Below are 12,767 nucleotides of genomic sequence, written 5' to 3' on the forward strand. Positions count from 1 at the left end.
CGGTCGGTCGTTAGGGGGACCGGGCGGGCGACGCTAATGCTAGCTCGCGATACGGACGATGACTTCGTCGCCGACGATCGTCGTCTCGAGGTCATAGCGGAAGGTGCCCATGACGCTCTCCGTGACAGGCTCGCCGCGGCCGTTCAGACCGCCGGTGGCCACCAGCGCCCGGCCTTCCGAGACGGCGAAGGGGCGGCGCTCCCGAGGCCGCACCGAGACGGTGGGCACATCCAGCACAGTCATGGATACGACGACCGCCTCCGAAGGGAGCAGGGTCGACCGAGCGAATTCGTTGCGCATCCCGGCCTCCCGGAGGGCTTCAAGGGTTCCGTGGTTCGTGGCCTCCGAGAACGCCTGGTCGACGGCGTGCTGCACCTGCGAGACGTAACCCTCGTTCGGGACCATGGTGAAGGCGCCCTCGTCCACGATCGGGCTGTCGCGGTTGATCACGACGGTGACCTCGCCGTGGATGTCGTAGAACGCATTCGGCGGTGCCAGTGTGTAGACGCCGGCGTACACCGACGACCCCGCGTACCCGTGACGATCGACCGGAATCCTCGCACCCCGGAGCGAGAACCGGCTCTCGGCGGCGAACGAGGTGAATGCGTCGATCCGTGGCAACCGATAGGTGAGCCCATCGGAGACCCACCAGTCGCCACCGCTCTGGAGAAGGGTGATGGCGTCTCGGATCGTCTCGCCTGCGAGATCGTACGTCACCTGGAATCGCACCTCGTTGTCCGATCCGTCGCGGGCGACGAGCTCACCCGAGAGGATGTACGGGTCGGTGAGGTGGTCGGCGCTCGAGTACACCTCGTGGCGGAGGAACTCGTTGGCGGCGAGGTCGGCGTTGATCCGGCCGAGTCTGTTCGCTGTCATCGTGTCGCCGTCGGCGAGTGCGCGCAGATATTCCGCCGCGACGGGGCGAGCGCTGTCGGTCGCGCGGCTCGCTCGGACCCGCGCGTCGGCCGACCGGGCACTGCTCTCGTCCAACCTGGCCTCTCGGCTCTCCAGGAGTTCGACGAGTCGTGCTGTGCTCGCGGCCAGCGCTATCAGGCTCTCGCGTTCGCCGCGGCGTTTCGGGGACTCCATGCCTGCAGTGTAACGGGCGGAATATGCATGCAATATTTCTATCTTATGCTGTCTTGCACGCTCCGTTACACGAGAGAGGCGGCACAGTGAGTCACAAGGTCCAGGTCGACACTGATCAGCTCCGACGGAGCGCCCAGCGCTTGGGAGGGGTGAACGCCGAACCGCCGGGCTCCCCGGCGGAGGGCAGTCTCGGCGCCGTTCGTGCGATCGGTGCGTTCGGCGAATTCGACGGGTACTGGACGCCCGCGCTGCGTGCTGTGACGGAGAGCGTCGCGTCGTTGCGGGAGGCGCTGGTGTCCGCGGCCGACGTGTACGAGCGCCGTGATGCCGACAGTGCTCAGGGCTTCTCGCTCGGCGCCTCTCGTGCGTTCTGACACGACGGATTGGTCTCCAGTCGGTCTCGAGGGCGACCCGACGCCCGGAGATCCCGAGACGGCAGATCTGCAGGGCAGGGAGTTCGACACGACCGCCGAGTGGATGTGGTGGCGAGCCGACCGGCTGGACGACGTGCTCGAGCAGGTCGGCGAGCCGCACTGGTCCGGGTACGCGGCCGACGCATTCGGGGAGCGCCTGCGGACGGTGAGTCGGGCGTGCCGGGACGCTTCTGCGCGCTTCCTGGAGGCGCGCGAGGCGACGTTGAAGTGGGCCGTGGCGATGTGGGGTCAGCAGAACGCCGCCGATGCGGCTCTGGACCAAGCCGGGCAAGCCCTGGAGGACATCGAGAGGGCCGAAGCCACCCTCGGGCTGCTGAACGCCGAACACGCCGGCATACTCGGGGCGCTGGCCCAGCTCCAGAAGACCCAGCGACAGTACGCGACCACACCGCCGCCTCCGGGGATCACGGTGCCGACTACTGCGGAGGTCGCGGCAGCGCGGCGAAAGGCCGAGGCCGCCGACGATGAGCTTCGAGCCGCGCGAACGCAGCTCCACGACGCGCAGGAGCGGCTGGAGCAGGCCAAGCGTCAGGCGCGCACGGCCAAGGAGCAGTACGAGACCGAAGAGGGCGTCCTCGTCCGCGCACTGCACGCAACCCTCCACGGAGGGATGACCGCCCTGGCGCCCTCCCAGTTGGACGACTTCGTCGCCACGGTCAGCGAGTTCGCTCAGCTCCCTCCGTCCGCCGACACCGCCTCCGCGTTGTTCGACATGCTGGCTCTGCTCAAGCCGGAGACGCTGGCAGCGCTTCTGGCCGCCGACCCGAAGCTGGCGCAGAAGTTCTGGGACAACCCGCCTCCGCCGGAGAAGGTGGCGGCGTGGTGGAAGAAGCTGACGCCCGAGGCCCGCGAACACTGGTGTGACTTCGTTCCGGAGGTCATCGGCAACCTGCCCGGGCTCGACGCCGACACCCGCATCCACGCGAACACCATCCAGCTCGCGCGCGACCTGAGCGACCCGACGATCAGCCCGGACTCCGCGAGGGGGAAGACGCTGAAAGACATCCTCGCGGCGCTCGGGGTGGAGAAGCTGCGGGATGGCACCGCGGACGACTACGAGACGATGGCGAACTCCAAGAGGCCGCCGCGCGGACTGCTCTCGTACAACCTCCGTCACGAGCCTCCCCTAGCTGCTGTCGCGATCGGGGAGACGAGCGCGGAGAAATCGGGGAAGGTCACCTGGATGGTCCCCGGCATGGACAGCGGGCTCGGCGAAGACGGCCGCCTCAAAGACTGGACGTTCGCCGGCCTCTTCCTTTACCGCGAGCAGGACGGTCTGGATGGTCTCCCGCACATGGTCGTGGCGTGGATCGGCTACGAGCCGCCAGTGAATCAGTTCCCGGATCCCGGCGTGCTGCAGGGCGACAAGGCGAGAGCAGGCGGGCGCCGTTTGGCCGCCGAACTGGACGGGCAGTGGGCAGCGGACAGCATCCTGGGTGGCAATGCATATCCCTATACCGCGGTGGTTGGGCACTCGTACGGCACCACGGTTGCCAGCAACGCCATCACCGATCTGACCCACGAGGTGCAGTCGGTCGTCTTCCTTGCGTCGGCTGGAGTGGAGGGCGGATTCGACAGTGGGAGGGATCTGAAGGTCGAGGGCGGGATGGAGCACGTGTATGCCAGTCAGTCCTCGCAGGATGGCATTGCTGACGTCGGGCGGGCGGCCTCGGGCCGGGTGGATCCGTGTGATGACCGGTACGGCGCCCGGGTATTCTCGTCGGAAGGGGATGCCGCTCAGCGCCTTGAACCCACGGACGGGCACGACGCTCTCGGGAACGGCGACGATCGTGGGCTGTTCGACCTGCATGCCAGCGATGGCCATGGCTACTTCAACTACGACACTGAAGCCCTCAGGAACACGGCCGCCGCAGCGCTTGGGCTCGATGGCAAGATCAACGGCGGGACGCGAAGCGTTCCGAGCCTTCGGCCCCCGCGGGACGCAAGCTCCACAACTGAGAGCAGAAAGTGAGACGTGCCCGCCGCCTCCGCGCTGCCGTCGCCCTTACCGTCGCCCTCACTCTCACGGGATGTGTCTATCTAGGAGGATCCATGCCTCAACCTGGCGTCAACACCCCGTACGACGGGCTGTCGACTAAATCGAAAACCCAGCTTCTTGACGAAACCCTGCAACGCGTCAATGACGTGGCCCAACTCGTCGGCGGCGAATGGTTGGATGCGGGAATCCCGCCCAGCGTTTTCGATCCCGCCGACGCTGAACAGCGTGCCGCATGGGATTGGGGTCCGTGCGATAACAAGGCCACTACAGGCCAGTACGACGTCTACGTGCGGCAACTGGCCGAGCCCTCGACCGAGTTCGATCCTGAAGCCCTGACCGAAAAGGTGCGTGCCCACTGGGAGGGCCTCGGCCACCGGGTACGTCAGCTCGGACCCGCAGCGCAAGATAGCGAGGGTTACCGTTCCATCATCGTCGACCTTCCCCACAGCGCATCGGTCAGCTTCGCCGCCAGCACGAAGATCCTCAAGATCTCCGCCTCTGGCGAGTGCATCAAGTGGGACTAATCCGCGTCGGCGCGGCCTTTTCTCTCCCGTGCAGGTGTGAGGAGGGCGGTTTCGACGTCGGCTGTGGAACTAGCTCGACAGGGACGACATGAAACGCACTCGTAGTGTCCGCACAACCCTTGCCGTCGCCCTCGCGCTCGGCCTCACGGGGTGCGTGTATCTAGGAGGACCCATGCCTCAACCCGGCATCAAGACACCGCACGACGGACTGTCGACCAAATCGAAGACCCAACTCCTGGACGAAACCCTCCAGCGCGTCAATGACGTCGCTCAACTCGTCGGCGGCGAATGGTTGGACGCGGGAATCCCGCCCAGCGCTTTCAATCCTGCCGACGCTGAACAGCGAGCCGCATGGGATTGGGGTCCGTGCGATAACAAGGCCACGACGGGCCAGTACTCCGTCGCTGTGTGGCAGAACGCCGATCCGTCGTCCGTGTTCGATCCTGACGCCCTGAGCGCGAGGGTGCGTGCCAATTGGGAGGGCCAAGGGTACTCGGTTCGTCAGATCGGCCCCACCGCGCAGGACGATACGCGCTACCGCTCCATCATCGTCGACCTCCCTCACAGCGCTGGCATGTTCTTCAGTGCGAGCACGAAGATCCTCAGCATCTCCGCCTCCGGCGAGTGCATCAAGTGGGACTGATCCGCGTTGTTGCGGTCATTGACCATGAAACGCACTCGTAGTGTCCGCACAACCCTTGCCGTTGCCTTCGCGCTCGGCCTCACGGGGTGTGTCTATCTGGGAGGACCCATGCCTCAACCCGGCATCAAAACCCCGCACGACGGACTGTCGACCAAATCGAAGACCCAACTCCTGGACGAAACCCTCCAGCGCGTCAATGACGTTGCCCAACTCGTCGTCGGCACCTTCCTCGACACCCACGAACGCCCTTTCGATCCCACCAACGCGGAACAACGCGATGCGTGGTCGTGGCTCTCGTGCGACAACAAGGCCACGACGGGCCAGTACAACGTCAACGTGCGGCAACTGGCCGAGCCGCCATCCGAGTTCGACCCTGACGCCCTGAGCGCGAAGGTGCGCGCCTACTGGGAGGGCCTCGGCCACCGGGTCCGTCAGACCGGACCCGCCGCTCAAGACACCGAGGGTCACCGTTCCATCATCGTCGACCTTCCCCACAGCGCTTCGGTCAGTTTCTCCGCGAACACGAAGATCCTGGGCATCTCGGCCTCCGGCGAGTGCATCAAGTGGGACTGACCCACCTCGATCCCTAACAGCAGACGCTCGCGTGCCGATAGTCACTCTCGTGACCACCCTGCAGGCTCCCGCATCCGAGCTGCCGGTGTACGACTTCCGGCGGCCGACCACGCTCGCGCGCGAGCACTCGCGTGTGCTCGAGCTGGCGTTCGAGACGTTCGCGCGGCAGTGGGCGACCCAGCTCACCGCGAAGGTGCGCGTGCTCAGCCAGGTGACCTGCGACTCCGTCGCGATGCAGACTTACGACGAGTACGCGGCCTCCCTGCCGGCGACGACCGCCATGGTGCTGTGCGAGCTCGAAGGCCTCGCCCCGAAGGGCGTCATCCAGTTCCCGACCGTCGCTGCGCTGTCGTGGGTGAATGCGATGCTCGGCGGCTCCGGGGTCCCGGTCGCCGAGGAGCGCACCTTCACGCAGATCGAGCACGCCCTGGTGCGCAAGCTCATGGACGACGCGCTCGAGGACCTCCGCTACTCGCTGGGGAGCATCCTCGCGACCACGATCACCGTGGACGCCATCCAGTACAACTCGCAGTTCGCGCAAGCCGCGGCGACCGCCGAGCTCATGATCGTGGCGGGGTTCGAGCTGCGGGTGGGCGAGTCCACTGCGCCGGCGACGCTCGCGCTGCCCGCCTCCGTGCTGCTGCCGCAGCTCGGGGAGACCAATCCGACGTCGAGCACCGAGAACGCGCGCGAACTGGTGGACGCGCAGCTCTCGCGGGTTCCCGTCGACGTGTCGCTGCGACTGACCCCGGCCGTCGTGAAGCCGAGCGTCGTGCTCGGCCTGGCGGTCGGCGACCTCCTGCCCCTCCCGCATCCGCAACACCGACCGTTCGATCTCGCCGTGGGGGGACACCCCGTGGCCGGCGCAGCACTGGGATCCAGCGGATCCCGGCTCGCGTGCGTCGTCGTCAAGACAGAGGACTGACCCCGATGAGCATGACATTCGCCTCCGGCACCACTCTCTCCCTCGCCCAGGCCCAGGCCGCGGCGGAGGCCCTGGCCGGCGTGCTGCCGACCGGAGCCCCGCTGACCGCCCTTCTGCACACCGCCGGCGGCTTCGCCGGCCGCACGGCGAACGCGGTCGTCGCGACCTTCGTGGGGGCGACCTCCGTCGACCTCGGCGTCGTCCTGCTGGAGGCGCCGGCGCTCGTCGACGAGGGCGCGGACGGCTCACCCGTCGTCGCCCTGCAGGACGTGCTGCAGCCGGCCCTGGAGGCCGCGAGCGACACGTTCGGCGCGGGCGTCCTCGACGACGCGCGCGTGGAGGACGCCGAAGAGCTGTTCGGCGACAGCGCCACGACGGTGTTCGAGTTGAGCGGTGCGGCCGGAGTGGCGGGCTGGTTCGCGGTGCGCGGGCGCGCCGGCGTCCCGGAGCGCGCGGCGTCCGGTGCGATCGCGGGCAAGCTCGCACGCATCAGCAACGTGGAGATGGCGCTGACGGTCGAGATCGGCCGCACCCGCATGGCGGTGCGCGACGTGCTCGCCATGGAGCCGGGTGCGGTGATCGAGCTCGACCGGTCGGCAGGCTCGCCCGCCGACGTGCTCCTCAACGGTCGCCTGATCGCGCACGGCGAGATCGTGGTCGTCGACCAGGACTACGCCGTGCGCATCACGAAGATCCTGGACGCGGCCGAAGACCTCGACTGACGTCGAGCGCGGCGCTCTACGGCCGCACGATCCGCCCGAGCGTGCGCGTGTAGTCCTCCTTGATGATGTCGAGGTGCGCCCACGTCTCGAGCGACCCCACCTCGGGCAGGGCGCGCAGTTCCTCGATGACCGCCAGTACGCCTCCCGTCGTGCTGCCGACGATCGTCGCGATGGCGTCGTACGCGCCGTGGGCGTCCGCGGCGAGATCGACCGCCGGCGTGGCGACGAGGTACCTGTGCACCGGCTCCGCGGGCCCGCGCAGCGCGATGCCGACGCCGACCGCGACGCGGTTGCGTGACAGGCCTCCCGTGTCGATCGCGGCGATCCGGATGACGCCGGCATCGAGGAGCCGGCGCACCCGGGCACGTACAGACGACGGGGAGAGGCGTACCGTATCGGCGAGGGTGCGGTAGCTGGCGCGGCCGTCCTCCTGGAGCACCGCGATGAGGTCGTGGTCCAAGCGGTCGAGCCGGGCTTCGTGCACGGAGGCCGCGGTGATGAACTCCTTCAAGAGCGTGTCGTATGTGCTCACGCGCAGCTGCCGTACGCCCGGGATCCCGCGGATGGCGGTCAGTGTCGCGTGGAGCTCGCCGGTGTCGCCGTGGCGGGACTCGAACACCACGGGGGAGGATCCGCTCACCATCGACACGAACACCGTGTCGGCGAGCTCGGCGATGCGCTCGGCGACCGGTCGGGCCGGTCCGTCGACGCCGACGAGCCCGTGGATGAGGACGTTGAGACCGGCGAAGCCCGGGTCGAGTGCGGCGACGACGCGCAGCCCCTCGTGGCCGATGAGCGTGCCCAGCCGCCGCGACACGAGGTCTCGGGAGACGCCCAGGGTGCGGGCCAGCTCGTGGATGCTCGCGCGCCCGTCGGCCTGCAGGGCGCGGACCAGGCTGCTGTCGAGCGCGTCGGCGTCGCGGTCCTGGCTGCTTCTGTCGTGGCGGATCGGCATATCTCGGAGAATACCCGGATTCGCCGGACCTCAGCCGCAGATCGACGGCAAGAGGCCGCCTCGAACCGTCGATCGCCCTTCATCTGATCCGATAACAACGCATTACGATGGTCTGTCGTCCTCTCCGACGCCGATGTGCGCTTGCGTACACCACCGGACGGGATGAGACTTCACGACGAACTTCACGACAAATACGAGCAAAGGAGCTGTGTGTGTCTGCTACCGCCATCCACCCCGTCGGAGGCCATCGTCGCGCCCTGAAGGCCGGTCTCGCCTCCGTGGTCGGCACGACCATCGAGTGGTACGACTTCTACGTCTACGCGACGGCCGCGGCCATCGTCTTCCCGCAGGTGTTCTTCCCCGAGGTCGACCACGCGCTCGGCACGCTGGCGTCGTTCGGCACGTACGCGGTCGCCTACTTCATGCGTCCGCTCGGCGGCATCATCTTCGGCCACATCGGCGACAAGCTCGGCCGCAAGCGCGCGCTCACGCTGACCCTCTTCATCATGGGCATCGCGACCGTGCTGGTCGGCTGCCTCCCCGGCTACGCCGCCATCGGCATCGCGGCCCCGATCCTCCTCATCGTGCTGCGCATCGCCCAGGGCCTCGCCGTGGGAGGCGAGTGGGGCGGCGCGAGCCTCATGTCGGTCGAGAGCGCGCCGCCGAAGTTCAAGAACTTCTACGGCGGCTTCACACAGCTGGGCAACCCGCTCGGAGCGCTCCTGGCCTCCGGCGCGTTCTGGATCCTCGCCGCCGCGGGCGACGACGTGCTGATGACGTGGGGCTGGCGCGTGCCGTTCCTGTTCAGCATCGTCCTCATCGGCGTGGGCATCTGGGTGCGCTACCGCGTGGAGGAGACCCCGGTCTTCGAGGAGAAGATCGAGGGCCACACGCAGTCGACTCCGATCCTCTTCGCGCTGCGCAACAACTGGCTGCCGATCCTGCTGGGCTTCTGCATCATCGCGATGTCGTCCGGCGGTTATGTGATCGCGACCGTCTTCGTGCAGAACTTCGCGACCAGTCCGGAGGTCGGGCTCGACGCGGGCGTCATCCTCGGCGCCATGACGATCGCGTCGTTCATCGAGGCTCTGGTCACCCTCCCGCTGGCGTTGCTCGGCGACAAGTGGGGAGGCAAGCGGGTCATCATCCTGGGCTCCGTGCTCTCGTTCCTGGCCGTGATCCCGCTCGTGCTGGTGATCCAGAACCACCAGGTGGCCCTCATCTACGTGTTCGTGAGCGTCATCCGCATCACGCTCAGCGGTGCCTGGGCGCCCCTCTCGACCGTGATGACGCAGATGTTCCGCCCGCAGGCGCGCTACACGTCGATGTCGCTGTCGTACGGGATCGGCGCGGCCGTCTGGGGCGGACTGTCCCCGGCGATCGCGACGGCGCTCATCGCCGTCACCGGCAGCTTCTGGGCGGCGATCTGGTTCTTCGGGGCGCTCGCGCTCATCGCCGTCATCGGCACCTGGTTCGCCCCGCAGCACTCCGACTCGGCGCCGGTCACGGCCTCCTTCAACCCGCGCCTGGACACCACCGCCATCAACACGACGAGGATCTGACCCATGCGACACCTGGCCACCTTCGACGCGCGCGACTCGGCGCCGACCATCGTGACGGCGGAGACCATCCTGACCGTCGACGACGGTGCCCCGCGTGCCGAGGCGATGCTCACGGCGGGAGGCACGATCCTCGCGATCGGCTCGCTCGAGGCTGTGGAGGCCGCCGCTCGCGAGCACGGTGTCGAGCCGGTTCGCGCCGACTTCCCCAGCGCCACGATCGTCCCCGGGTTCATCGACGCGCACGCGCATCCCCTGATGTTCGGGCAGTTGCTCACCTGGGTGGACATCAGCCCGGCGAAGGCGGGCACGATCCCCGAGATCGTCGAGCTCATGCGGGAGGGCGCCGAGCGGCTGCCCGCCGGCGTTCCGCTGCGCGGCTACGGGTACGAGCAGCGCAACCTGGCCGAGCGACGCCACCCCACCAAGGAGGAGCTGGACGCGATCGCGACCGACCGCGAGGTGTACATCATGAACGCCTCGGGACACGGGGGAGTGGTCAACAGCTTCACGCTCGACAAGTACGGCATCACCCGCGACACCCCGAACCCGGAGGGCGGCGAGTTCTTCCGCGACGCTGACGGCGAGCTCACGGGCGAGCTGTCCGACGCGGCCTGCAACGTGCTCACCGGCCTCCACGGTGTGAAGATCGGGCACCACGGCCCCAACTTCCACCTCGGCGACGAGCCCGCGGAGCATCAGCGGCAGCTCGATATCGCCCAGCGCGAGTTCCTCGCGGCGGGGGTGACGGCCCTCGGCGACGCGCAGGTCTCCAAGCGCGAGCTCGCGGCGTACCTCGCGATGGCCGATCGCGGCGAGCTCTCGGTGCGGGTATCGATGTACTTCCTCTCGCACCTGCTCGACCAGGTGGTCGACCTCGGCCTCACGGGACCGTTCGGCAACGCCTTCCTCTCGGTCGCGGGCATCAAGCTGTACGCCGACGGCACGCTCGGCGGCTGGACCGCCTACTTCCCGGAGGGGTATGTGGGCGACCCGTGCCGCCGCGGGCAGCTCTACCACGAGCCGGCGGAGTACGCCGGTCTCGTGGCCAAGGCGCACCGCGCCGGCCTGCAGACCGCGACGCACGCGCAGTCGCCGACCGCGATCGCGATGGTCGTGGACGCCGTCGAGCAGGTCCTGACCGAGTACCCGGACGCCGACGCCAGGCACCGGATCGAGCACTGCGGCCTCCCCGCGCCGGAGGAGATCGAGCGGATGGCCCGCCTCGGCATCCGTCCGGTGAACCAGACGCAGCACTACTACAACTGGGGAGAGGGCGTCGAGCAGGCGATCGGGACCCCGGGCGACCGGTTCAACCCGCTCGGCGAGTTCCTCGACGCGGGCGTCCCGGTGACGATCTCCTCCGACGCGCCGGTCGCCGACCCGCGCCCGCTGGAGGCGATCCAGGCGGCTGTGACCCGCGTGACGCGCCGCGGCCACAAACTGGGCCCCGACTCGCTGCGCATCAGCGCGGAGGCCGCTCTGCGCGGCCACACGCTGGAGGGCGCGATCTCGCTGGGCCGCGAGAACGAGCTCGGCTCGCTCGAGGCGGGCAAGCGTGCCGACTTCGTGGTGCTGGGCGCCGACCCGCTCACGGTCGACGCGGACACGATCGCCGCGATCCCGGTGCTCGCGACCTGGGTGGACGGCAGTGCGAGGTACGAGGCGTGACGGTGACGGAGGCCACGATCGACGACGTGGGCGAGGAAGGACGCACGGGCATGGAGACACGAGCTGCACGGACGACCGGGTGGGCGATCATCGAGACGCTCCGCAACTACGGCGTCGACACGGTGTTCGGCATCCCCGGCACGCACAACCTCGAGTTCTACCGGCCGCTCGCCGCCCTCGGCGTCCATCCCGTCACGACCCGGCACGAGCAGGGCGCCGGATACGCGGCCGACGGCTGGTCGCTGCAGACCGGCAGACCGGGCGTGGTGATCACGACCAGCGGACCCGGGCTGCTCAACGCGCTCTCCGCGGCCGGGACCGCCTACTGCGAGTCGCGGCCGATGATCCTCCTCGCGCCGGGGCCGGCCCGCGGGCGCGAGTTCGCCGATGTCGGCACCCTCCACGAGACGAAGGACCAGCTCGGCGCGGCTTCCGCGATCGTGGAGTGGGGGCGACGTGTCCAGTCGGTCGAGGAGGCCGTGCAGGCCGTCCACGACGCATTCGAGCTGTTCGCCACCGGGCGCCCGCGTCCGGTCTACATCGAGGTGCCGCTCGACCTCTTGGAGGAGGAGGTCGAGGTCTCGGACGAGGCGCTCGCGCCGCGTACTCCGTCGGCGCCGGCCGCGCCCGACGCCGGAGCGATCGCGGAGGCCGCACGCCTGCTCGCGGGCGCGAGCGACCCGGTCATCCTCGCGGGCGGTGGTTCCCGGGGTGCAGCGCGCGAACTCCGTGCTCTCGCCGAGCGCCTGGGCGCGCCCGTGGTCACGACGCTGAACGCCAAGGGCGTCCTCGACGAGCGCCACCCGCTGTCCCTCGGCTCCAACCTGCGCCTGGCGGCCGCACGCAACCGGGCACGCGACGCCGACGTGCTGCTGGTCGTCGGCTCGAAGCTGGGCGAGGCCGAGCTCTGGGTCGAGCGGCTGGAGGCCCGCGGGCATGTCATCCGCATCGATCTGGTCGACGCGCAGCTGACGAAGAACCAGCCGGTGGAGGTCGGGATCCTCGCGGACGCCGCACCGGCGCTCGCCGCAGTGCGGGAGGCGCTGGGCGACGGCGTCCCGCGCACCACCGCCCGCGTGACCGAGACCCTGGAGGCCGTGGCCGCCGAGTGCGCGGAGCTCTCCGCCGTCAACACGGCCATCGCCCGCGCCATCGCCGACGCCCTCCCCGCCGACGCGATCGTGACCTCCGACTCCTCCCAGATCGCCTACTGGGGGCTGCTCAACACGCTGCAGGTCGCGAAGCCGAACTCGACGCCGTACATGGCCACCTATGCCACGCTCGGCTACGGGCTGCCCGCGGCGATCGGCTCGCGCGTCGCGTCGCCGGAGCGCCCGGTCGTCGCCGTGGTCGGTGACGGCGCCTTGATGTTCTCGCTGCAGGAGCTCATGACCGTGGTCGAGCAGCGGCTCGACCTCACCGTGATCGTCGTCGACAACGGCGGCTACGCGGAGATCAAGCAGAACGAGGTGGACGCGGGCATCGCGCCCGTCGGCGTGGATCTCGCCCAGCCGGACTGGGCGGCCCTCGCCGACGCGTTCGGAGGCACCGGACGTCGCGCCGGGTCGACCGGCGAACTGGCGGAGGCGGTCTCGGCCGCGCTCGCCGCCGGGGGCCTCCAACTCATCCACCTGCCGCAGTCCGGCTTCTCGAACTGATCGACACGAACCACA

The 12,767-nt window shown here is 68.9% G+C and carries 12 protein-coding genes; 10 read left to right on the top strand and 2 right to left on the bottom strand.

The features are described from left to right. Positions 1–39 precede the first annotated feature (39 nt). On the bottom strand, positions 40–1,089 hold the full coding sequence (locus tag ASF88_RS18455; protein WP_157498425.1) for a hypothetical protein: 1,050 nt from the start codon (positions 1,087–1,089) through the stop codon (positions 40–42). A gap of 86 nt (positions 1,090–1,175) precedes the next feature. Between ASF88_RS18455 and ASF88_RS18460 the strand changes: the two genes are divergently transcribed. The 7 genes from ASF88_RS18460 (at position 1,176) to fliN (ending at position 6,909) form a co-directional block, all read left to right on the top strand. Then, positions 1,176–1,463 (top strand): hypothetical protein, encoded by a 288-nt coding sequence (locus ASF88_RS18460; RefSeq protein WP_157498426.1) that lies wholly within the window; start codon positions 1,176–1,178, stop codon positions 1,461–1,463. Continuing rightward, a complete protein-coding gene (locus tag ASF88_RS18465; protein ID WP_082519061.1) occupies positions 1,414–3,495 on the top strand; it encodes an alpha/beta hydrolase in 2,082 nt (693 codons plus the stop codon). Before ASF88_RS18460 ends, ASF88_RS18465 begins: the two co-directional genes overlap by 50 nt. 80 nt (positions 3,496–3,575) lie before the next feature. Beyond that, positions 3,576–4,046, top strand: coding sequence for a hypothetical protein (locus ASF88_RS20545; protein WP_157498427.1), 471 nt, complete (start codon positions 3,576–3,578; stop codon positions 4,044–4,046). A gap of 172 nt (positions 4,047–4,218) precedes the next feature. Continuing rightward, positions 4,219–4,689, top strand: coding sequence for a hypothetical protein (locus ASF88_RS18475; RefSeq protein WP_055922284.1), 471 nt, complete (start codon positions 4,219–4,221; stop codon positions 4,687–4,689). 24 nt (positions 4,690–4,713) lie between these two features. Then, positions 4,714–5,262 (top strand): hypothetical protein, encoded by a 549-nt coding sequence (locus ASF88_RS18480; protein ID WP_157498428.1) that lies wholly within the window; start codon positions 4,714–4,716, stop codon positions 5,260–5,262. Positions 5,263–5,311: 49 nt separating this feature from the next. Continuing rightward, positions 5,312–6,187, top strand: a complete 876-nt coding sequence (locus ASF88_RS18485; RefSeq protein WP_055922290.1) for a flagellar motor switch protein FliM — start codon at positions 5,312–5,314, stop codon at positions 6,185–6,187. A 5-nt stretch (positions 6,188–6,192) separates the two neighbouring features. Beyond that, the gene (gene fliN / locus ASF88_RS18490; protein WP_055922293.1) at positions 6,193–6,909 is read left to right on the top strand and encodes a flagellar motor switch protein FliN; all 717 of its coding nucleotides are present in this window, start codon (positions 6,193–6,195) and stop codon (positions 6,907–6,909) included. A gap of 16 nt (positions 6,910–6,925) precedes the next feature. Here the strand turns inward: fliN and ASF88_RS18495 are convergent, their stop codons facing one another. Beyond that, positions 6,926–7,864 carry an Lrp/AsnC family transcriptional regulator gene (locus ASF88_RS18495; protein WP_055922295.1) on the bottom strand — a complete coding sequence of 313 codons (939 nt, stop codon included), beginning with the start codon at positions 7,862–7,864 and terminating at the stop codon, positions 6,926–6,928. A 212-nt stretch (positions 7,865–8,076) separates the two neighbouring features. Between ASF88_RS18495 and ASF88_RS18500 the strand changes: the two genes are divergently transcribed. Genes ASF88_RS18500 through ASF88_RS18510 form a run of 3 tightly spaced genes read left to right on the top strand, consistent with a single transcriptional unit; the run spans position 8,077 to position 12,752 of the window. Further along, positions 8,077–9,426 (top strand): MFS transporter, encoded by a 1,350-nt coding sequence (locus ASF88_RS18500; RefSeq protein ID WP_055922298.1) that lies wholly within the window; start codon positions 8,077–8,079, stop codon positions 9,424–9,426. Between the two features lie 3 nt (positions 9,427–9,429). Next, on the top strand, positions 9,430–11,094 hold the full coding sequence (locus ASF88_RS18505) for an amidohydrolase (protein WP_055922301.1): 1,665 nt from the start codon (positions 9,430–9,432) through the stop codon (positions 11,092–11,094). 50 nt (positions 11,095–11,144) lie between these two features. Further along, positions 11,145–12,752 (top strand): thiamine pyrophosphate-binding protein, encoded by a 1,608-nt coding sequence (locus tag ASF88_RS18510; protein WP_055923081.1) that lies wholly within the window; start codon positions 11,145–11,147, stop codon positions 12,750–12,752. Positions 12,753–12,767: the final 15 nt, after the last annotated feature.

This window comes from Leifsonia sp. Leaf336 (assembly GCF_001423695.1).
GTDB lineage: Bacteria > Actinomycetota > Actinomycetes > Actinomycetales > Microbacteriaceae > Leifsonia.

Excerpts from the sequence above, each read along its gene's own strand:
- ASF88_RS20545 (WP_157498427.1), top strand. The coding sequence starts at position 3,576 with ATGCCTCAACCTGGCGTCAACACCCCGTACGACGGGCTGTCGACTAAA.
- ASF88_RS18505 (WP_055922301.1), top strand. The coding sequence starts at position 9,430 with ATGCGACACCTGGCCACCTTCGACGCGCGCGACTCGGCGCCGACCATC.
- ASF88_RS18495 (WP_055922295.1), bottom strand. The coding sequence starts at position 7,864 with ATGCCGATCCGCCACGACAGAAGCAGCCAGGACCGCGACGCCGACGCG.
- ASF88_RS18455 (WP_157498425.1), bottom strand. The coding sequence starts at position 1,089 with ATGGAGTCCCCGAAACGCCGCGGCGAACGCGAGAGCCTGATAGCGCTG.
- ASF88_RS18475 (WP_055922284.1), top strand. The coding sequence starts at position 4,219 with ATGCCTCAACCCGGCATCAAGACACCGCACGACGGACTGTCGACCAAA.
- fliN (WP_055922293.1), top strand. The coding sequence starts at position 6,193 with ATGAGCATGACATTCGCCTCCGGCACCACTCTCTCCCTCGCCCAGGCC.
- ASF88_RS18510 (WP_055923081.1), top strand. The coding sequence starts at position 11,145 with ATGGAGACACGAGCTGCACGGACGACCGGGTGGGCGATCATCGAGACG.
- ASF88_RS18465 (WP_082519061.1), top strand. The coding sequence starts at position 1,414 with ATGCCGACAGTGCTCAGGGCTTCTCGCTCGGCGCCTCTCGTGCGTTCT.
- ASF88_RS18480 (WP_157498428.1), top strand. The coding sequence starts at position 4,714 with ATGAAACGCACTCGTAGTGTCCGCACAACCCTTGCCGTTGCCTTCGCG.